The organism is Synechococcus sp. BMK-MC-1 (assembly GCF_014279955.1).
In the GTDB taxonomy this organism is placed as follows: Bacteria; Cyanobacteriota; Cyanobacteriia; order PCC-6307; family Cyanobiaceae; genus Synechococcus_C.
Genome location: NZ_CP047939.1, coordinates 882215 through 901648, shown reverse-complemented (window position 1 = coordinate 901648; position 19434 = coordinate 882215). Strand labels below are relative to the sequence as shown.

Annotated in this window: 24 protein-coding genes and 1 pseudogene; 7 read left to right on the top strand and 18 right to left on the bottom strand. The window is 54.0% G+C overall.

Going from position 1 to position 19434, the window contains the following annotated elements; all coding sequences use genetic code 11:
- Positions 1-65 precede the first annotated feature (65 nt).
- Together SynBMKMC1_RS04975 and SynBMKMC1_RS04970 are read right to left on the bottom strand one after the other, a co-directional pair.
- Positions 66-4673 (bottom strand): DUF4114 domain-containing protein, encoded by a 4608-nt coding sequence (locus SynBMKMC1_RS04975; RefSeq protein WP_186472919.1) that lies wholly within the window; start codon positions 4671-4673, stop codon positions 66-68.
- 189 nt (positions 4674-4862) lie between these two features.
- Positions 4863-5936, bottom strand: a complete 1074-nt coding sequence (locus SynBMKMC1_RS04970) for a phosphotransferase (protein WP_186473331.1) — start codon at positions 5934-5936, stop codon at positions 4863-4865.
- Between the two features lie 36 nt (positions 5937-5972).
- On the opposite strand from SynBMKMC1_RS04970, the gene SynBMKMC1_RS04965 reads away from it, so the two are divergent.
- Complete coding sequence (locus tag SynBMKMC1_RS04965; RefSeq protein ID WP_255486309.1) at positions 5973-6212, top strand: hypothetical protein; 240 nt, start codon at positions 5973-5975, stop codon at positions 6210-6212.
- Positions 6213-6231: 19 nt separating this feature from the next.
- Here the strand turns inward: SynBMKMC1_RS04965 and SynBMKMC1_RS04960 are convergent, their stop codons facing one another.
- The 11 genes and pseudogenes from SynBMKMC1_RS04960 to SynBMKMC1_RS04910 form a co-directional block, all read right to left on the bottom strand.
- The gene (locus SynBMKMC1_RS04960; RefSeq protein ID WP_186472918.1) at positions 6232-6372 is read right to left on the bottom strand and encodes a hypothetical protein; all 141 of its coding nucleotides are present in this window, start codon (positions 6370-6372) and stop codon (positions 6232-6234) included.
- A gap of 257 nt (positions 6373-6629) precedes the next feature.
- Positions 6630-7148, bottom strand: a complete 519-nt coding sequence (locus tag SynBMKMC1_RS04955; protein WP_186472917.1) for a GNAT family N-acetyltransferase — start codon at positions 7146-7148, stop codon at positions 6630-6632.
- Positions 7149-7318: 170 nt separating this feature from the next.
- Positions 7319-7756, bottom strand: coding sequence for a GNAT family N-acetyltransferase (locus SynBMKMC1_RS14825; protein ID WP_186472916.1), 438 nt, complete (start codon positions 7754-7756; stop codon positions 7319-7321).
- 113 nt (positions 7757-7869) lie between these two features.
- Positions 7870-8631, bottom strand: a complete 762-nt coding sequence (locus SynBMKMC1_RS04945; RefSeq protein WP_186472915.1) for a VOC family protein — start codon at positions 8629-8631, stop codon at positions 7870-7872.
- 160 nt (positions 8632-8791) lie between these two features.
- A complete protein-coding gene (locus SynBMKMC1_RS04940; RefSeq protein WP_186472914.1) occupies positions 8792-9247 on the bottom strand; it encodes a GNAT family N-acetyltransferase in 456 nt (151 codons plus the stop codon).
- 527 nt (positions 9248-9774) lie between these two features.
- A complete protein-coding gene (locus SynBMKMC1_RS04935) occupies positions 9775-10110 on the bottom strand; it encodes a type II toxin-antitoxin system PemK/MazF family toxin (RefSeq protein ID WP_186472913.1) in 336 nt (111 codons plus the stop codon).
- A gap of 399 nt (positions 10111-10509) precedes the next feature.
- Positions 10510-10869 (bottom strand): endoribonuclease MazF, encoded by a 360-nt coding sequence (gene mazF / locus SynBMKMC1_RS04930; RefSeq protein ID WP_186472912.1) that lies wholly within the window; start codon positions 10867-10869, stop codon positions 10510-10512.
- A complete protein-coding gene (locus tag SynBMKMC1_RS14820) occupies positions 10869-11111 on the bottom strand; it encodes an AbrB/MazE/SpoVT family DNA-binding domain-containing protein (RefSeq protein WP_186472911.1) in 243 nt (80 codons plus the stop codon). Before SynBMKMC1_RS14820 ends, mazF begins: the two co-directional genes overlap by 1 nt.
- A gap of 202 nt (positions 11112-11313) precedes the next feature.
- Positions 11314-11622, bottom strand: a complete 309-nt coding sequence (locus tag SynBMKMC1_RS04920) for an addiction module antidote protein (RefSeq protein WP_186472910.1) — start codon at positions 11620-11622, stop codon at positions 11314-11316.
- Positions 11622-11924: a type II toxin-antitoxin system RelE/ParE family toxin gene (locus tag SynBMKMC1_RS04915; RefSeq protein ID WP_186472909.1), complete on the bottom strand. Its 303-nt coding sequence runs from the start codon at positions 11922-11924 to the stop codon at positions 11622-11624. Before SynBMKMC1_RS04915 ends, SynBMKMC1_RS04920 begins: the two co-directional genes overlap by 1 nt.
- Before the next feature lie 215 nt (positions 11925-12139).
- Positions 12140-12325: pseudogene (locus tag SynBMKMC1_RS04910) on the bottom strand (tyrosine-type recombinase/integrase); the annotation flags it as partial.
- Here SynBMKMC1_RS04910 and SynBMKMC1_RS04905 point away from each other — a divergent pair.
- Both SynBMKMC1_RS04905 and aqpZ read left to right on the top strand, forming a co-directional pair.
- Positions 12290-12547 (top strand): hypothetical protein, encoded by a 258-nt coding sequence (locus SynBMKMC1_RS04905; RefSeq protein WP_370593965.1) that lies wholly within the window; start codon positions 12290-12292, stop codon positions 12545-12547. The pseudogene SynBMKMC1_RS04910 and the gene SynBMKMC1_RS04905 overlap by 36 nt on opposite strands.
- Positions 12548-13013: 466 nt before the next feature.
- Positions 13014-13748 carry an aquaporin Z gene (aqpZ, locus tag SynBMKMC1_RS04900; protein WP_186473330.1) on the top strand — a complete coding sequence of 245 codons (735 nt, stop codon included), beginning with the start codon at positions 13014-13016 and terminating at the stop codon, positions 13746-13748.
- Between the two features lie 176 nt (positions 13749-13924).
- Here the strand turns inward: aqpZ and SynBMKMC1_RS04895 are convergent, their stop codons facing one another.
- The 3 genes from SynBMKMC1_RS04895 to SynBMKMC1_RS14500 all read right to left on the bottom strand — a co-directional run bounded on the left by SynBMKMC1_RS04895 (position 13925) and on the right by SynBMKMC1_RS14500 (position 14744).
- Entirely contained in the window at positions 13925-14155 is a 231-nt protein-coding gene (locus SynBMKMC1_RS04895; protein ID WP_186472908.1) for a hypothetical protein, read from the bottom strand.
- Positions 14156-14428: 273 nt separating this feature from the next.
- Entirely contained in the window at positions 14429-14569 is a 141-nt protein-coding gene (locus tag SynBMKMC1_RS14505) for a hypothetical protein (RefSeq protein ID WP_222930378.1), read from the bottom strand.
- A gap of 31 nt (positions 14570-14600) precedes the next feature.
- On the bottom strand, positions 14601-14744 hold the full coding sequence (locus SynBMKMC1_RS14500; protein WP_222930377.1) for a hypothetical protein: 144 nt from the start codon (positions 14742-14744) through the stop codon (positions 14601-14603).
- Here SynBMKMC1_RS14500 and SynBMKMC1_RS04885 point away from each other — a divergent pair.
- Together SynBMKMC1_RS04885 and SynBMKMC1_RS04880 are read left to right on the top strand one after the other, a co-directional pair.
- On the top strand, positions 14743-15156 hold the full coding sequence (locus SynBMKMC1_RS04885; RefSeq protein WP_255486308.1) for a hypothetical protein: 414 nt from the start codon (positions 14743-14745) through the stop codon (positions 15154-15156). The genes SynBMKMC1_RS14500 and SynBMKMC1_RS04885 overlap by 2 nt on opposite strands.
- 151 nt (positions 15157-15307) lie before the next feature.
- Complete coding sequence (locus SynBMKMC1_RS04880) at positions 15308-15505, top strand: hypothetical protein (RefSeq protein WP_186473508.1); 198 nt, start codon at positions 15308-15310, stop codon at positions 15503-15505.
- On the opposite strand, the gene SynBMKMC1_RS14815 is transcribed toward SynBMKMC1_RS04880, so the two are convergent.
- Positions 15426-15629, bottom strand: coding sequence for a TMEM175 family protein (locus SynBMKMC1_RS14815; protein WP_186472906.1), 204 nt, complete (start codon positions 15627-15629; stop codon positions 15426-15428). The two genes, SynBMKMC1_RS04880 and SynBMKMC1_RS14815, sit on opposite strands and share 80 nt — an antisense overlap.
- Positions 15630-15997: 368 nt before the next feature.
- Between SynBMKMC1_RS14815 and SynBMKMC1_RS04870 the strand changes: the two genes are divergently transcribed.
- Positions 15998-17500, top strand: a complete 1503-nt coding sequence (locus tag SynBMKMC1_RS04870) for an amidase (RefSeq protein ID WP_222930376.1) — start codon at positions 15998-16000, stop codon at positions 17498-17500.
- Positions 17501-17723: 223 nt separating this feature from the next.
- Here the strand turns inward: SynBMKMC1_RS04870 and SynBMKMC1_RS04865 are convergent, their stop codons facing one another.
- The gene (locus tag SynBMKMC1_RS04865) at positions 17724-18482 is read right to left on the bottom strand and encodes a bifunctional 2-polyprenyl-6-hydroxyphenol methylase/3-demethylubiquinol 3-O-methyltransferase UbiG (RefSeq protein WP_186472904.1); all 759 of its coding nucleotides are present in this window, start codon (positions 18480-18482) and stop codon (positions 17724-17726) included.
- Between the two features lie 103 nt (positions 18483-18585).
- Between SynBMKMC1_RS04865 and SynBMKMC1_RS04860 the strand changes: the two genes are divergently transcribed.
- Complete coding sequence (locus SynBMKMC1_RS04860) at positions 18586-19380, top strand: SDR family oxidoreductase (RefSeq protein ID WP_186472903.1); 795 nt, start codon at positions 18586-18588, stop codon at positions 19378-19380.
- The last annotated feature ends 54 nt before the right edge of the window (positions 19381-19434 follow it).

Here is a 19434-nt window from a genome sequence, read left to right as displayed (position 1 = left end):
GGAGTCAGCAAGAAGCAGAGAACGACCATCCCTACTGACGAAGCCACAGGCTGTGAAACGATGGATTAGGCCATTAGATCGACAGCAAAATCAAAACTCCAGACGGCATCCTGGAAATCGCGATCACCTCCGTTGGGCAAATCCTCAAAGCCAATCAAATTGGTTCCGAGGCTCATGAAGTGCTCAAGGCCATCGCTGTTCGCCTCGGCAAAAGCAACGTAAGTATCCCCGCCACTCACCTGGGCGTAAGGAGCTAGCAGAACACCACCCAACACCTGAGCATCAAGGGTGCGTGTTTCTCCATCCTCGATGAACAACCCTGAAAGGCTGTCGATACGGTTGTCCTGACGGATGGCCTCATTGATGTAGTTGGGGTGACCGGGTCTCAGTGTGTTTCCATCTGCGGCCACGACAGCACCATCTTTGGATTGAATGACATACCAACCGGTGACGGAATCAAACGCAGCCTCACGGCCGTAACCGAGGCTGAGTTCGATGATTTGATCATTCGCGAAGGCTGTGAAGTCGAGAATGGGCGCTTGATTTTGTAGATCGGCAATCAGAGGGTCGACTCCCTGGAAGCCAGGCGTGATCGCGATGGTGGCTTCAGCGCCATTGGGAGTGAAGAGACTGACAGACTTGCCATCAACCGCAAGGCTGGTGTCGAGCCAATGAAGGCGTGGATCGTCCAACCCTGAAAGCTGATCAAGAGAAGCGCCCTCCACTTCAAAGAACATCAAGCGCTGACCATTGTTGGCAAGGATTTCACTAGAGAAATCGAAGCCTGCAGGCATGGCGTTTAAATCAACGGAGGCTCCAAGACTGGAGATCAGAGTGCGTGCCCGGTTACGAAAGAGGGTGAAGTTGAAATCTTGGAAATTCTCGTAAGGATTGAAAAGCACATAACCAAGGCTGCTGGTTACTGATGGACGTTGATCAAGATTTGCAGACAACCGAAAATTAACGGTGCTGAAGGGCACTTCGCTGGAGGCTGAACTTGAATCCAGACCAGAAAGCAGAATCTGCCGTGAATCAACAGCCTGAAACGACGGATTCAAGACAATGCTTGCGAATGCAAGATTCACGTTGTCGGTGAATTGCCTCTGGGAAGCATTGGCAGAAATATCCACCCTATCTGCATAACCATTCTCAGATAGATCGTAGAAACGTGAGCCAGCACCAGAGATCGGGTCGTAAGTCGAGACAGAGGCTCTTCTCGAGAAGCGGGAAAGGTACTCCTGAATAACAGCTTCTTTCTGTCCTGTAGCCCTTGCTTCAGATAAGAGCGCTTGCAGATCGATATTAGAGATCAAAGCAAACATCCAGGCATCGGACCTGGCAGGAGAATCATTCGCATCGACCAATTTGAGCTGGTCGAATGAATCAATCACAAGCGTTGAGCGAATGGAATAGCTGGCATCCTCGACAGGAAGAAGCGCCAAGCCCGTATTCACAACAGGAGTGATGGTATAGGCATTAAAAATCGATGATGCACTGTGTGATGCAGGAATTCTTGCCTGAATAACTTGATCACCGCCAGGAACAGCGAGGTTTTCAAAGTAGTCCTGATCAAAAGCAAGACTGCTGCCATAGAAGTTGGCACGCGTGGAGGCATAATCAGGGACAAGCCTGAGCACTGCCGAGGCTTGATCGATATCATCAATCGCACGGACAGAATAAGCCAGTTCAATCGTATCGCGAGGCGATGCAAACTCTTTTTGATTCACAACCAAGTTGTAGAGATTGACATCGGAAGGGAAGGTGAAGGGCATGATAATGTCACCATTTTCTTCACGACCGCCCCTGTAATCAAGCCCCTGTGGATCCAGAATGTTGAGGAATTTAATCGCAGTATCTTTTGCAGATCCATCGGCTATTCTCTGTTCGCTAACACCAATGTCATAAGCCGATACGTAGTCCATAACCTCACGCCAGGCATTGGCATCGTGAAGGACGATTTCGATTTTGATATCAACATCTGGCTCACGAAGCATGCCATCCAATTGAATTGCAATGGTGCTGTTAGCTTGATTGCCTCGTTTATCGAGATTAGCAGCTGCCTTCTGATTAAGATCAACATCAGAGACATGGATTAGCTCGGTGCTCGCAAGGCGCTCTCCCAGATCTCCGGTGAAGCTGTAGATAAAACTTCCTTGACCTTTCGTTCCAGCGATAAGAAGATCATCGTGTGGATCATACTGAATAGTTTTGATATAGCTTCCGGGAGCTGTTCCCTCAGGCAAACCTTGCCATGGCATGGATTGAAAGGCGCCAGACAACAGTCCGTCGCCATCCAATTCAGCCGACCAAATACCCTGCAATCCACCGATCACCAACCGGTCGGCTCGTTGAGAATTACCTGGGACAAAGACGAGTGCTTGATATCCATAACGATCATTATCATCGAATGGCAAACCAAGCTCAGCAAGCTTGAGGAAGATCAAGGTTCCATCCGATTGCTGAATGCCTAAAACCTGATCCTTAGCAGAAAGCGCCGGCGTAAAGTAATTTCCAAAAGATAAAGACTGACCACCCTGAATCCAGTACATCGTGTCACCATTACCCTGAGGAGAATGGGCCAAGTCAACAACTGAGCCATTCGCAATGAATTGTTCGCGGTTCTCCCCTAAACCAATCTCTTCAAGGGTATAATCACCATCTGAATTAGAAGATCTGCCATAAATAGTTGGATTGCCGCTGGGATCCAGTGCTCCAATGTAAAGGCTGCCGATGTTTGCCATATCGGCGCTTCCTTGATTATCAATCGCCGTTGGATTGAGAAGGTTGCCGTTAATGGGCTCAAAATCTGATTTAAGCAGAGGCCTGAGAACGATTGCATTGCTTGCTGCTAGCTCACTAGGCTCGATTGTTTCATAGATATTGAGCAAGCCAGAGAAGACGATGCGATTACTTTGATAAGCATTAGCTTCCGAAGGCAATATGAATGGTGTAGTATTAAATAAATAGTATTGCGATTCGCTGGTCCATTGCCAAGGAATCGCTGACTGATCAGACGATCGCCTCAAGAAGAAATTAGCGTTTTGCCTTGAACTGATATAACCCCTTTCATCATAAAGCACCTTCGCCAAAAGGCCATCACCTAAATATTGTTGAGAACTCAAGTATCCTGCATAAGTGCCGTCATCAGTTGCATCATCGAAAAAGGCCAGTTGACCATCCCCCCTCCAGAAGTTAGTGGCATAGTCATCGCCGTAGTAGCCGAGCGAAGCAGCATTATCTTGATAAGAACTGGCAATGCTATTGCTCTGGGATGCCCAGCTCACCATGTTGGTTTCAAGCGAACTCAATCCCTTTGTCGTCAGTGATTGCCACCAGGCATCTGGCGATGCCGTGCTCCCGAATGGAGTGGTTTGCAGGGCCAGCTCCCAGATGCCACCATCATCAGTCTGAATTAACTTCGTTCCAGTGGCACTCTCATAAAAAGCGATGGAGCGACTATCGGCATGGGGTTGGCCGGGTGAAAATGGTGTAACAACTACATCATTGACCGTATCAATTTTGGGGCCATAAAGAGTCTCACTAATCTTCGGCTCTACGCCGCTGAAATCAACCCGTACGAGACCGCCATCATATGTAGGACTTTGCAGCGTTGCTGATCCAAATTGATTACCGCCAACAAAAACTGCATTACCTGTTTCATCAAAGGGATCAACTGCAAAAGAAAAATTACCATAAAATTCAAGATTGGAGGCCTGGCTCGCTCCAATGTCCCCCTCAGCGATAGTTAAATCCTGATAGCCCAGCACCTCTCGCGTTTCCGGGTTGATTTCAAGTCGTATGATTCCGTTAATATAGTCTGGATTTGAAGAAAATGTCCCCAGAAATGCTACGAGACTGTCATTGATCAACTCAGGGAAAACTGCTACTCTCGCCACCTGTTTACCTTGCACAGCAAGCATTTGCTGAAGCTCTTCATAAATGTTTCCCGTCAAGGGGATGAAGCTAGATTGCCGTTGGTCATAAAGAGAAATGTAAGGAGAATTTCGATCATAGCCGGCATAAATAACGGTGTCCGCCCCTTTGCTGAGAGTTAAATTGCTATCGATTTGCTCAGTGCGCGCTGCGGTGATGCCCTGAGGCGTTGTTGTGATTTCAATGATGCCACCGCTGCCTGATCTATTGAAGCCGTTCAGATTGTCCCAACTGGTGGCGACAAGGTTGGCGCCGACCCACTCCATGCTGCGGATGTTTTGATTGTCAAGTGCTTCTGCAGCACCCTCCGCAACGGGCAGCCACTGAATCGAGCCATCATTTTGAATCGCACCAACTTGAACACCCTCACTTGGCGCACCGGAGGGGCCAGAGTTCGAAGGGTTTCCCTGACCCACAGCCAGGTATTCACCGTCGTCTGAAATCGAAAGCACACCGATCGATTGCGAGCCGATGTAGCCGCTGCCTGGCTTGCTGATCCACGTCCAGCGATCTCCCCACTGATCAGTGGCCTTGTCATACACGCGAAGATGCACCCCACCGTTGACCGCTCCGGCGTAGAGGAACACCTTGTCATTGGTTTCCTTAACTGCCAGACCGTTCGTGGCACCAGACACATAGGTTTCACCAAAATTCTCCTGAACACCGAGACGGCCCCACAGACCATCAATCAGATAGTCATTACCACTGGGAACCCAGAGGCCGGAAGCGATACTAGTCACGAAATAAAATTTTCTTTACATGGAAAAGTAGCAAGATCAAAGCTGAAGTCCGATCTCATTAAAGTCTTTTAATACAAGACTCGGCTTTCGTCTTGTGCCGACAAGAGACTACGGGGTCTAAAGCAATGTCGCCAAGATAATATTTTGAAAAAGTATCAGCAAAATTTGATAAGGGTCGATGTGACTCACTCAGACCAATGAATCCAACCTCTCGAGCGCATCCAGCTCCACCACCAGAGCGCAGCAGCGCTCAATCCATTCATCGTCGAGCAGCATCGCCCGCGAGGTGATGTTGGGATCCATCTGCCAGTTGTGCAGAAAAAGCACAGAACTGAGGCAACGCAACGCAGCGAGTTGAAGATCAGCCCAGGCATCGCTGACGCTGTAGTCCTTCACGCCGTGGGTCTGCAGGCTCTGGTGCCACTGCCTGCAGAGGTCGTGTAGCCGCCCTCGCCTGGCGGGCATCGGCACGCTCCCGCCGATCAGGAAGGCGAGATCCATCGCAGCCATCGAGCGTGTGGGGGTGCCCCAGTCGAGGAGCACAACATCACGCTGCGTGGCGGTCCTGGCAAACAGCACATTTTCAACCCGCAGATCCCCGTGAACCAGGGTGAAGGGCCGCTGAGCGATGGCCGCATCGATGGCCTGGGAATGCTCGATCACCAAAGCGATCGCTTCAAGAGCCTCAGGTTCAACACGCAACTCGTAATCCTCCAGGAAGCTGCGATGAAACGCCGACAACGTCTCGCTGCTGCCCTGAAACCAGAACTGGTGATCAGGCAACCAGTCGAGGTTCAACAGCGATGAAGACGTCCAGAAGCGGGCATGCACCGCGGCCATGGCCTCGAGAACCTGCCCGCAGGCCATGGCATTGATGCCACGCACTTGGTTCCCCGCGGCCATCATCGAGAGGTCCTCCAGCAACAACCAACGCCCCTCATCGCTGGAGCCATTGCCCGTTGCGTAGACATGCGGCACCAACGGCGACAGTTGAGGAGCCAATGTGCGATAGAAGCCCACCTCCCTTTGAAAGGAATGGAGACGATCCGCCAGGTCGCGGCCAACCGGATCATCACTATCGATCTTGAGAATCAACGACGGCAGCAGAGCGCCTGAGGGGCCTCGCGGCTTGAGACGCATCGTGTTCGAAGCAAATCCCTGAGGCACGCCCAGAGCTTCAATCTCCAGCGCTTCGACACCAAGATTCAATTGCGTGCTGAGCCAGTCCGAATCAATCGCATCACCAGAAGGAAGAACCGGCATCAAGGCATCCGCTTGCGGCTTGCGCAACACTGAACCATGCAACCCTCCAAAGGCAGGGACAACCCGATGCAGCCCATGGCCAAGCTGGCAGAACTCAAGCTCAAACGTGTTCAGCAGCTGAATACGGCCGATAGCCCATTCCTGATCCGCAAGCACAAAGAGATGCTCAATTGGATGATGCGCACGTTCGGGCTGGACACCTACGGCTTGACCTGGGCGCAGTTCGGCAAAGGGGTGGGTCTGGGTGCCCTGGCCACGTGGCTGCTGCTGCGTTGAACAACTGCGTTGAAGCAACTCAGAACACGCAAAAGCGCACATCCACAGCATCACCGTTGAGCACCCGGTAGCGGTACAGGCCGGCACGGGGCGTTCTGATCCGCCGATAGCCCACGGGTTCGGCCATGCCATCGGCCTCCTCGCCCGGATAGAGCACCATCACCTGCAAAGGAACCGCCTCGGGCCGTGGATCAAGGCAATGCCTTGGGCGAATTGCCCCCCACCCCTTTGGCAGTGGATCCCTTCCCTTTGAGTGCAGATATTGGCAACGTTCCCTGGGCTGAGTGATTGGCTTCTAAGATTTGGCTCATCCCTTGATGGCTATATGTTTACGTCTAGCATCATCCGGTTGCGACGATTGATGCTCAATGTGAAAACGCGCCATTCGCAAATCGGCTGCATGCTGTTGTTATGCGGCTATTCTCGCCCTGAGGTGTCCCAGAAGGCTGGCTGCATAAATGGTTCTACAGCAATCGTCTCTCCCGTAAGATGGTCCGCAACTCCCGCATTGAGTTCAAGAATCATCCACGAATCGGGAAGCGTAAGTAAATGAGGATACGGTGTCTGTAGATTGGTCGGAGTGAATCCGTGTTTAGGGTAATAGGTTGGAACTCCAAGAACAAAAACGGCATCTGCGCCGATGGACTTAAGACATTTCACACCATTCTGAACCAGTTCCTTACCTACTCCATGCCCTTGATAATCAGGCAAAACGCCAAGCGGTGCCAGCAGGAAACACTTTTTGTCGGCGTGCTCTTTGAACACAAATGGCGTAAAGAGAATGTTCCCTACGACTTTTCCATCTCGCGTTGCGTTGACGGAAATCGTCTCTGGAAGAGAGAGGAAAGCCCCTGCGAGCGCCGCCGTCTCGTCGCCTTCTTCACCGAATGCCAAGCGGTGAACAATCTTGATAATCTCTATAGCTGTGTGATCCATTTTAGGTCGTCCTGAAGGTAGTTGGTGGGTCGTTATATACCGGCAATCGAGGTCGCCATGCCGCATAACGCCCTGCTAAGTCGGCCGAACCGAGAGTGAAACACAGCGCATACAATGGCGAAGCCATGCGCTGAGTGGAGCGTAGGTGAAGGTTCGACTTGAGCACCTTGTTAGATGCCACGCCTCTTTACCATTTTTATATGAGGAATTTTGGTTTTTGGAGATAGATATTCAACACCACTAACCTTAAACCCTAACCTGCTGTACAGAGAAACGGCGCTCACTCGCGCATTGAGGAAAACTTCTTTAGAGCCGGCACGTTCGCACTCTTCAAGTAGGTAGGACAACAGTTTCGACCCGTAGCCCTTTCGTTGCTCTGAAGGATTCACAACGATTTGTGATATCTGGAAAATACCGCCTTCAATGAAACTCAACCTACCGTATGCAATCAACCTTTCGCTTTCCACGATCGCAAAATGCCTACTCTTCGGCTCTAGTTCATCGTGAAGAACAGACTGGTCATACCGTGTACTCTCGAAGAAGAGTTCGTATCTTAGATTAAGGACTTCTTGGTAAAGCTTGCTTTCTTTTTGTATTTCTAAGAACACGGGGATTAACGTTTATCTAACGTCCGCAATCACCGGGCCGCAACAAGTAATTGTCCATTTGAAACTTCAGCTTCGCGGCTTCGGTGCATTGCTTGTTATGCCGCTTTCTGACACTAAGAGGCCTGCAGTGCCAGGTAGACTCCGGCTGGATCTTGAATAATAGCATACTTTGCCTCGGCGAATTCCTTAATAACCTTGCCACCGCTTTTGTTAACGCATCGAAGACTTTCCACAAAATCGTCGACCGGCAAGTAAATCAGCCAAACCGATGGGATTTCATTTTGCTCACTGCCCAACTGGTGGATTTCTGCTGCAGAAGTCTCATGGTCAATCTTCATCAGAAACTTCGCCACGAGGCCTTCGCTTTCCTCCGGTTCGATGGAATTGGCGTTCCATCCAATCACGTGTTGATAGAAGTCTCGACTCGACGAGGCGTTGGGAACCGCGAGCGAGAGCCATGAGATACAGCCTTGACGCACATCCTGAGAGGTATTTGATTCGCTAGGCGGAACTGGGATCATGCCAAACGCAGCCCCATCGGGATCGACCAGAACTGCCCATTGGCTCTGGCCATCATCGTCCTTGCCATGCATGAGTTCTTTTCCGCCCATCTCAATCGCACTTGCAGCGCTGGCAGCAACATCGGCGACCTGAAAGTGGGGCATCCACTGCAGTGGCAAGCTGTCGTATTCGGGAGTGCGAGCGCCGAGGCCGATGATGGGTGTGCCCAGGTTGTTCATCAGATCATCGCGCCAAAGTGGGGCTTCACCGGTCGTGAGGATTTTCGTGTAGAAATCGACTTCACGCTCATGATCAGGTACGGCGATATCAGCGCTCAGAACACCACCAACGCCGTGGACAAACGGGTTTTGCATAATTCATCTTCGGACATACTTCTTTCTAGTCAATCGGCCACAGTGAAATGCGAATCGTTAGAATCGTAACGTTCAAAATCACCCGGTCGCGACGAGAGATTCTCCACTGCCAAAACGCCCGACTTCGCGACTCGGGTGCATTTTTTTGTTATCCGCCGATTCAGGTCAGTGATTTGCGAAACACAACTTTGTCAACGCCAGCCTCATAGAAGTCCCGAATTCGTGCCTCGGTTTCAAATCCATTGTCGGAATAAAACTTCCGGACATAGTCAAAGTCATCAACGCCAGCGGTCTCTACCAGAATTATCCGTTGCCGTTTTTCAATCAACCACTCCTGAACATGTTCAAGCATTGCCTTGCCCCGCCCTTGTCGTTGACGATCCGGAGTAATCGCAATCCAGTACAGATTCCAAGTTCCGTGTGTCATCTTTTCCGGAGCCGCGTATGCAACGCCAACGGGAACGCCAGCATCTTCATCGGTGAACCAGACGTCGTTTTCATCAGGGGATCGAAGCATTCCCGCGAGCATGCCTGTTTGTTCGGGATCGAAGAGCCCAGAAGCGGTGGCCAACGCGATAAGTGCATCGCAGTCCGTTTCTAGTGTGGTGCGAATCATCGCAAGTCCATTCGTTGAGTGGCGTGAGTTTTTGGTCGATCTCTGCGTGACACTCGCAACGGCCAAAGGTTCGCGATTAGTCGGATAACATTGTTTCGGCGGTCCGCATAAGCTATCGCTAGATGGCTTTTTGCCGCATGAGATGCCGTTCGTATAACCTCCCAAGAACCAACTTCCTTCTCATAGCAAGAGCACCACACCTCTCACCAATGCGACAAGGTTTGTTACGCGGGCTGCATAAGACACCTAACATTTTGAACCTTGACCGAGCCACATACTCCTTCTAGAGATCATTTCAACTAATTCATTGATTGGAATAATGTTGTCTCAACGACGCTTAACACTTCATTAAGCGGATTTTTTTTGGGGGGGGCGAAACCAATAAAAACTTGTGTGTACAGTGACTTATTAGGCATCTTGCGAACGCTCGCCATCACCTGCTCGCAGAAAGCAATAGCAAAAGATCATCCGAGGGCTCAGTGGTTCTTTGGTGGCGGGACAGGTGCATGGCCGTGTTTGCCAGGCCTCTACACAGCGAACATCGCCTGAAGGACACCCAGCAGCTCAGTCAACGTAGTCTCCGACAGACTCCCCAATCGCTTGACGAGTCGGTCCCTATCGACGGCCCTCAGCTGGTCAGGCACAACATGACCTTCTTTGCCGTCAAACTTACAACGCACACGAAACGGGTATGGATGTCCGCCAGTTGTGAGCGGTGCAACAATGAAAGTGCGAAGGTAAGCATTCAGTTCGTCCGGCGACACTACGACACAAGGCCTCGTCTTCCTGATTTCAGATCCTCGCGTGGGATTCAACGCGACAAGGAAGATATCGCCTCTTGAAACATGTTCTTCAGTCACCATGACCACTCTTCATCATCAAACCGAGTGGCGCTCATCTCATCGAGAAGACCCTCCGGCTCGAACGAAGATGCCGCCTCTGCCCACCCAGCCCTCGGATGAGCCGACGGCCTGATGGTCAGAACCCCTGGAGCCGCCTCGATTTCGACTTCGTCGGCCAACCCCGCAACCTCAAGCAGCGGCTTGGCAAGACGGATCCCTCTCGAGTTGCCGATTTTTACCAGCTTTGCCCGAACCACGGCCACACCCTGCAGACGTACTCACATTGTAGCCACGGCGGTAGCTTCCCGCATCCCCCTTGCTCTGGCTAACGCTGGCCATCACCTGCCCGCAGAAAGCTGGGGCTGAAGTTCGCCCATGGGTTCAAGAATCCTGTGGCGGCGGGTCAGGTGCATTGCCGTGTTAGAGAGTGACAGAATTGCCGGGGTCAAGCAGGGGCAGGATCCTTACAGTAACCATCGCCAGCACCTCAGACGAAGCATGCTCAATCAGCTTCGCCTTCCTGGCACGCCAGTCAAGGCTCTTCAACTGATCAGCAAGAACGACACCAACCACACCACTGCCTTCAGGTAATGCCACTTCGAAGGGATAACCCTTGACGCGTGATGTGACCGGACAAAACAAGGCCAAGCCAACCCTCGCGTTGTAGGCCCTTGGCGAGATCACCAAAGCGGGACGCCTTCCAGCCTGCTCACTACCTGTCTGCGGTGTGAACTCCAGCCAGACCAAGTCACCCCGATCAGGGACATACGCAGCAGTCACTAAAAGATCTCCGCACCGACAGCTGATCCCGTATCGATAGCGGAATGGAGATTCTTCTCTGAGACCTCTGCCAAGAGATCATCGAGGCTGAGGCGAGCAGGGACAAACGGCTTCACGACAAGCTCGCCATCCTTGGTACTCAAGCTCACTTCAGTACCAGCGCCGAGGCCAACCTCCTCAGCAAGGCCACGAGGGATCCGCACCCCGAGGCTGTTTCCCCACTTCTGGACCCGCGTCTGCACAGCAACTCAGCGGCTATACAGGGAGTATACCCGTTCTGGGCGGCAACCGCTCCGCCCCCATCTCTCTAACGCTGCCGTTGAGTGGCAGGCAGAGATCTCTGCTTCTATTAGGGATCTATCAATTGCCTGTCCACTCGAGCGGCGCGTTCGAAGGGCCCGCTCAACAGAGCACCACCGCTGACTCTTGATTGGTCATTTGCACTCAGACCGCCTCCGCCTTCTCCTGAACTCCGGCACTCAGTTTTAATCCAAGTGCGGAGACCACTTTGAGAACAGTGTCAAAACTAGGGCTGCGATCACCAGACAGTGCTTTGTACAGGCTTTCGCGGGAGAGTCCTGTCTGACGAGCGATCTGCGTCATCCCCTGAGCACGTGCGATATCGCCGAGAGCCTTGGCAATGAAGGCAGCATCGCCATCAGCTTCCTCGATGCATGCCTCAAGATAGGCCGCCATTTCGTCGGGTGTTCTGAGTGTCTCAGCGACGTCGTAAGGCAGAGTCTTGATCTCCATCAACCGTTCTCCTTGATCAGACGGGCGAGCAAAAGAGCTTCCTCGATGTCTCTTGATTGGGATGACTTATCGCCACCAGCCAAGAGAATGATCAATGTGGAGCCTTTTTGCTGGAAATAGACCCTGTATCCAGGGCCATAGTTGATTCGCAACTCAGAGACTCCAGACCCGATGGGTTTGACATCCCCCGGATTGCCGCCAATAAGACGCTCAACCCTGGCTTGAACGCGCGCTCGGGCCCTGAGATCACGCAGATCTCTCAGCCATTGCGCAAAGCGCTCTGTTTGCTGAACTTCAACCACTCCTCTACTGTAGCCGCCTGGCTACGCGACCGCAAGCTGCGGATTTGCAGTAGGCCCCTTCTGCCTGCTCCTTCGAACGCTAATTAGAACGTCTGCGTAGCAACCTAGATCGCCTATATCGGCCCAGATAGCAGGGGATAACCCTTTCGTCTCCTCAACCGGCGAGAGGCGTTTTGATGGCGGCCCTGATGTTCTACGGACCCGCAAAACCTGACTCAAAGCAAATCTGCCGGGCTCGTTACGCCTGCAGGGCCTCGATTCAGCCCGTGCGTGTAGATCATTGTTGTCTTCACATCACTGTGTCCCAGAAGCTCCTAAAGGGTTCGAATGTCGGATCCACGTTCAAGCAAGTGGGTGGCAAAGCTATGGCGAAAGGTATGGCAGCTGGCGGGTTTGCTGATCTGCACTTCCCAGCAGCGGCCATCAGCTTCTCCTGCGCCCTGGGCGTGCCGATCAATGCAACGGACACGCCCAGATTGCTGCTGCTGATGCGCCGCAGCATGACCGATCTGGGGCTCTCCACCGACCCCGCCAAGAACCGCTACCAGCGCAAGCGCCCGTTCATGGTCAACAACCAGCCCATCTGCACACCTGCAGACGAAAAGGCCTTTTCAGCTTGCTGATCTTGGAGTTGTTGCAATCGACCGCCACTTCAGTCACGCCGCTACAACCTGAAGCTTTGACGCTGCGGACACCGGATGGGGATTTGCCCCAGCTCTGCCAGTCATAGATGCAGTTACCGATCAACCGATACCGCTGGCGGCGGGCTTCCTCTCTGCGGAGACGAGCAGCGCGTTCAGTATCAGCACGGCGTGCAGCAGCGATGCGGTCTTGATCGCGTTGACGTTGGATGCGATCTCGGATGGCTTGCTTCTGCGCTGAATCGGGCGCGGTATATGTGGTGCCTGGCAGACCAGTTAGTTCAGGCCAGTTTGTGCTCGATCGCATGCAGCACGGCAAAGTCAACTGTGAAGGCACCCAAAGGCAGACGAGCAGTCCAAATATGTCTGAACCCCCACCGCCGGTTGTCGTTTGTTGGAGGCTTCGTAGCTTCTGAGTGCTGTATCCGTTGATGCAATGGCGCACTCGATGCCTCTGGGTAAGAAGTTTCTGGCCGAACTCTTCGGCACTTTTTGGCTCGTGCTCGGAGGCTGCGGCAGCGCTGTGCTGGCCGCCAACTTCCCCTACGACAACCCAGGTGTGAATCCGCTGGGCCTCGGTTTTCTCGGCGTTTCTCTCGCCTTCGGTCTCACGTTGCTGACCATGGTGTATGCCATCGGGCACATTTCCGGTTGTCACATCAACCCAGCGGTGAGTTTCGGTCTCTGGGCCGGTGGACGCTTCAAGAGTCGTGAACTCATCCCCTACATCGCCGCTCAGGTGATCGGTGCCGTGATCGCCGGTGGTGTGATCAAGCTGGTGGCCAGCGGTCGACCCGGCTTCGTGATTGAAGGGGCCAATGCCCTGGCCACCAACGGCTACGGCGCCAACTCCCCCGGTGGCTACAGCTTTGTAGCCGCTCTGGTGATCGAGCTGGTGCTCAGCATGTTTTTCCTTTTGGTGATTCTGGGCGCCACCGACAGGCTTGCTCCCTCTGGCTTCGCCGGGGTGCCGATTGGTTTGTCTCTCACTCTGATTCACCTGATCAGCATTCCGGTCACAAACACCTCGGTGAACCCCGCCCGCAGCACCGGTGTGGCGGTGTGGGTCGGCGGAGATGCCATGGCCCAGCTCTGGCTTTTCTGGCTGGCGCCCATCGTCGGCGCCCTCATTGCCGGTTGGGTGTATTCCAATCTTCTCTCTGAGAAGGAAGCTCGCGCCTAAGCGCTCAGGTTTGCAGGGCGTTTATGAGCGGCTCCACCAACTGAGGAAGCAACAAAAAACCCCGCCATTGCTGACGGTGTGGTGTGTTGAGCCAAGGTTTGTTATGGCTCAGCATGGCTTTGGGTGGTTCAGGCAACAACTCACCAGATATTCAGCGGAACCTGGTACGGCGCTCATCACCAGAGCATCCATGGCGAAGAGGATGAAATCGTTGTGGTGTTGAAGCCATGATTTGCTCTAATTACATGGGGCAGTCTTGCGGACTCGAGTGTTGTCTCGAGAAAGCTGAGCAGTTTGCCTTCTTCGAGATATCCGAACCTCCACTCGCAGAGTTCTGCCCCCTGATTCAGCGCTACGGGGATGTTGTTTCTGACATCCAGGCCAAGAAGTCTCAGGAGCCAGGTCATCACTGGTCAACAGTTCGCTGGGAGGAGTAACGCAAGGTCTCGGCTACAAAATGCATTGCATAAAGCGGGCGTATGAAATGGATTCGTGCATCGGCTGAGTGCAACTGCTCAAAGCATTCCCCGCTTGAGCACTCAGCAGCTCATTCAGCTTGGACCTGCCTACGTAAACTGGGATGAATTGACTGGGCGTCGCTGACGCCTTCGGCAAAGGGGTGGGGCTGGGAGCCCTGGCCACGTGGCTGCTACTGCGTTGAACAACCGCGTTGAAGCAACTCAGAACACGCAAAAGCGCACATCCACAGCATCACCATTGAGCACCCTGTAGCGGTACAGGCCGGCACGGGGTGTTCTGATCCGCCGATAGCCCGCGGGTTCGGCCATGGCATCGGCCTCCTCGCCCGGATAGAGCACCATCACCTGCAAAGGAACCGCCTCGGGCCGTGGATCAAGGCGTGGCTCGATCCGCCACTCCTGAGCGCCACCCAGTTGCGAATTGAATCGGCACCACCGGAATCGGCGCTGCCGAAGCCGCTGCACTCAGCAACGGCAGCAGCATCGATGCGAACCCAGCAAGAAACGAACGACGCATGGGCGATGCACTGGCTCAACGGATGATGATGGACAGCCACTCCATCACGCACAACATGATCCGCATTGCACTGGTTGTGGGTGGGGCACTCCTCCTCGGCGGGGTCAACGCCATCACAGCGAGCAGTGCCGGGAAGGCCATGGCCGCCGAGCCCCAGCAGGCCTTGGCGATCCTGCTCAAACAGCTTGATGCCAAGCCCTTGGGCCTCTACGACGGGGTACGACTGCTGCGCATCAACAAGCCGAGGGGCGGCAGCCTCACCGTGAGCGTGAGCTGCGAGCGCGAGCAGTGGCGCGTTCAGAACAGCGACAACCCACAAGGTCGTCCCAGCTTCTACGACGCCCCGTTTCTCGCAGCGAAAGGGATCAGCAGCACCTGGGTGTGCACCGGGCCGGCCAGGGTCCTGGAGTGACCAATAGGCGCCTGCCGCACAAGCTGACGCAGCCGTTCCGGCTGGAGCCGCGGCTCCAGCATCTGCAGAAATTTCGCAGTAGTTCTGCGACTCTTCGCGGGAAGATGACCCTCAACGGCCATGAAGGCCTGAAACTCCTTCTCCACCCGCAATGCCTGGGCCGACGCCATCCATGCAGAAGGGTGAGCAGGTCAAAGACCCCGATCTGTACCAGAACAAGGCCGTAAACCAACTGAATCGAGGCCTGCAGCGGCATCAGTTCCAGAAGGTCATTCACGAAGGGCAGCAAGGCCACACCCATCAGACCCCCCGAGTTGCAGCCATCGGTGGGTCGTATCAGAACGACTGAAGCGACTCGCCATGGAGAGACGAGACTGCCAATAACAACCCACCAGAACAAAAGAGGTGAAATAAATTCCGAGGGATGGCGGTTGCTCCCTGAGATAGCGATTAATGGCCTCACTATTAAGCAAGACAGCCGGTCAGGGCGATCATTCTGCAGCAAAAGTGACAGAAAACTAAGACCATAAATAATATCCGTGAGTCGCTCAAGACGTGAAAGGGAGCGAACTTCGGCATCCATGATTGGAGCGTCAACAGGATCGAACTCGACAGCAGGTATCGTCTGGATCCGTCAACTACGCACAGCCTGAACCGAAGACCTATCTGGCACAAGACGGCTCCTGGCCCAACAACGCTTTTTACAATAAAAAACACGTACAATCGAATGATGCCATTAAATAGGAGACAGGCGCTGCGTTTAATCGCGGGCAGTGTCGGAGCAGGGTCTGCGATCCTGCTGCGCGATTCCATTCCAATGGTTGGGGCTTCAGGTGCTGCCGTGGCCAAGCCGCTGCACAGCAAAGGCAGTGATTTGATCTATGCATCAACGGCCGATCTTCTTCAGCGGTATCAACGTCGTGAGCTGTCGCCGGTTGAGGTTCTTGAGGCACAGATCGAGCGCTACAGAGAGGTCGAGCCGCTCATCAATGCCTGCACCTACACACACTTTGACTCGGCTCGAAAGGCCGCCCAGGAATCAGAACAGCGATATAAAAACAAGACAGCGCGTCCCTTGGAGGGAATCACCGTTGCTCTCAAGGACGAATACGACGTCACAGGTTGGATCACCACGGCAGGATCCAACGTCCTGAAGGACAACGTGGCCACCAGCAACCATCCAGCTGTCGACAAGCTGATCCAGGCCGGAGCCGTTCTGCACATGCAGACCACCGTCCCGGAGATGTACTTCGCCGCAGTGACGTGGACTGATCTCTGGGGGGTCACGCGGAATCCCTGGAATCTGAACTACACCGTTGGCGGATCGTCAGGTGGGTCAGGCGCTGCTCTGGCAGCTGGCATGACGACCCTTGCCACTGGCTCAGACATGGGGGGTTCCACGAGAATTCCCTGCGCCTTCAATGGCCTTTACGGGTTCAAGCCTCCCTATGGGCGGAACGCACCGCCACCGGGTTCCACCTTTCTGTTGCCCTCAACGGAGGGGCCGATGGCTCGAACCTTCGAAGGAATGGTCCGTTTGCAGAACGTGCTCAGCGGACCGGCTCCCTATACGCCAACGGCCCTGAGACCCAAGCTGAAGCTCCCCCTCCGCTATCCATCGATCAAGGGCATGCGGATCGCCTTCAGCATGAATCAAGGCTGGGCCGAGATCGATGCGGACACCCAAGCGAACACCCGTGAAGCCTTGCGGGTCTTTGAGCGCCAGGGTGCAGTCATTGAAGAGGTTGACCTGAATCTCGGCGTGGACGGCCCGGCACTTCGCACCGCCCTCGTCAATGCTCTGCTGAGCGGAGGTTTCGGAGAAGATTTGAAGCAGCTCAACGCCTACAGCGACCAACTCACGAGCTACGGCCGTTACTTCTCCGAGATTGCGGCAACGACTCGCGGCAGCGCCGAAGCCAAGCAAGCCGAAGACATGATCAATGCCCTCTACAAACGGATTCAGGATGCTGTCTTCCTGAACGGGTACAGCGCAGTGCTGATGCCGACACTGGCCACCAGCGATGTCGCGGCTGATTTCGATCCAACAAAAGACACGATCCGCATCAATGGTCAGCCCGTGGAGCCCAATGTGGGCTGGGTGCTCACAGCACTGTGGAATCTCCTGAATTGGAATCCGGTTGTTTCCATCCCCACAGGTCTCAATCGAAATCAGATGCCGACGGGTCTTCAGATCTGCACAACCACCTATGACGACGCAACCGCGATGCGCATCGCTTCTGCGTATGCCTCCGAAGCACCCGCCCTGTTCACAGGCGACCGGTTCCCTGCATTCCTGAATCAGTCCGCAGTCGATCAGGTGCGATCAACTGGCAGAGGCTGATCAGGCAGCGGTGCCATGGCCAAGGTCGTCCCAGCTTCTACGCCGCCGCCTTTCTCGCAGCAAAAGGAATCAGCAGCACCTGGGTGTGCACCGGGCCGGCCAGGGTCCTGGAGTGACCAACTGCTCAACGGTCTTGCACTTGTGCATGGTCTGCGCGGATGAGGGCTTTCTTGTCAACCCGACGTCTTTCATGCTGGCTTTGATTGAAATGAATAGGCAACGGCTAATCCGCCACGAAAGGCTTGCGACAACAGCAATAATAAAAGTACGCCGCCTGGCCACTTCTTCGACTACTGACTTCTCTTTTCTTGTCAATTCTTATGTCGGCAAATCCAGCATTGAGCAATAGCTTCTTCAGCTCATCCTCCGAGAAATGATGCGTGGCATAAAGAGCCCTGCCTTGATCGTCTCGCGACAGATAGGTATACGACTCCTTGGTGATTTCCGGGTCGGATTTGTAGAGCTCTGCATACTGGGCATTGATACCATCAGATACACCCGAGGCCGAAAGATAGAGATAACCGCCGGGGTGAAGTGCTTTGTAGAGATTCGCGAGCAAAGCGGCTCGATCACGATCTGTTCCAATGATCGAAATAACAAGCTGACAGACAGCTCCACTGAATACACCAGCCTCTATTTCGGAGGAAAACAGCGAAAGAATGTCGCCGTGAATCAAATGGAGACTACGTGCAGGAAGGCCTTCAGATAGCTCCTTCCACTCTGAGATTGATTCTCGTGCAAAGCGCAATGCCGCCTCGTTAATATCGACGCCAACAACAGAAAAACCCTTGGAGTAAATCAATCTGGTTACAACGCCAACTCCACAGCCGGCATCGAGAATCAAGGGAGGATTCTCTTCCCCGAACGTCGCCTTGATATCAGTCAAGACGATCTCAAGAGGGCCAAAATTCGTTTTCGTTGGGATCGCTTCTGGTGCAAAGGCTTTCCAGTCAGATCGTGCATCTCTTGGGGGCATGATCATGAAAGAACAACGCGATGGGACAAACCGCTGCAAGTGAAAGCTGTGAAATCCTTAGAGCCCAGCCATCATCTTTTGAGTAGTTTCAGTCCTAACACTGTCATTGATGGCTTTGGATTCGCTCAACCAGTTGCCAAACGGGGTTGTGGTGGTGAGCGGCGCCAGCCGTGGCATCGGTCGCGAGCTCCTGAATCTGTTGCTGGGCTCCGGATTCCCCGTCGTGTCACTGTCACGACAAGTTTGCAACCCTGGCAACAATCTCACCGCGCTGGGCGTTGACCTCAGTGACGAGGCCGGGCTGAATAAGGCGATTGAGACGCTGATGGATGTCCTCGCTGGCCGGCCGGTGGCTGCACTGGTGAATGGGGCTGGAACTGTTGAACCGCTGGGATCGCTGGTCCACCAGTCCGCGTCTGATTTGCTGCGGTCGTTGTGCCTGATGGCCGTAGCGCCGGCACAGCTGGCCGCCGCAATCGCGCCTTGCATGCCCTCAGGCGGCAGAATTCTCAATCTGTCGACTCGATCAGCGCACGTAACAATTCCAGGGCTCGGCGCTTATTGCATGAGCAAGCACGCTTTGCATGCAGTCACTGAAAGTCTGCGGCAGGAGCTAGGGCCCGTAGAAATCGGGGTGGCTGAATTGATTCCCGGTGAGGTGGATACGGGCATGCAAGCCAACCTGCGAGATGCGGATCCGGCGGAGTTCCCCCTCGCATCGTTCTTCCGCGACAATCGCGCCAATCTGATTCCAGCGCATCTGGCGGCTCGGTTCTGCCACTGGGTGCTCACCCAGACCACAACAGAGTCATTCAATCGTGCTGAACCCTGGTTCATCTACGACCGAGCGCATCAGCCCTTCTGGCTGGCTGAAGGAGCCGACTTTCCCTACACAGCGCCGTGAAACGAGGAGCGACCGACCGATGACGGACAGGAGTCCACGGCTCCTATCCCTCAG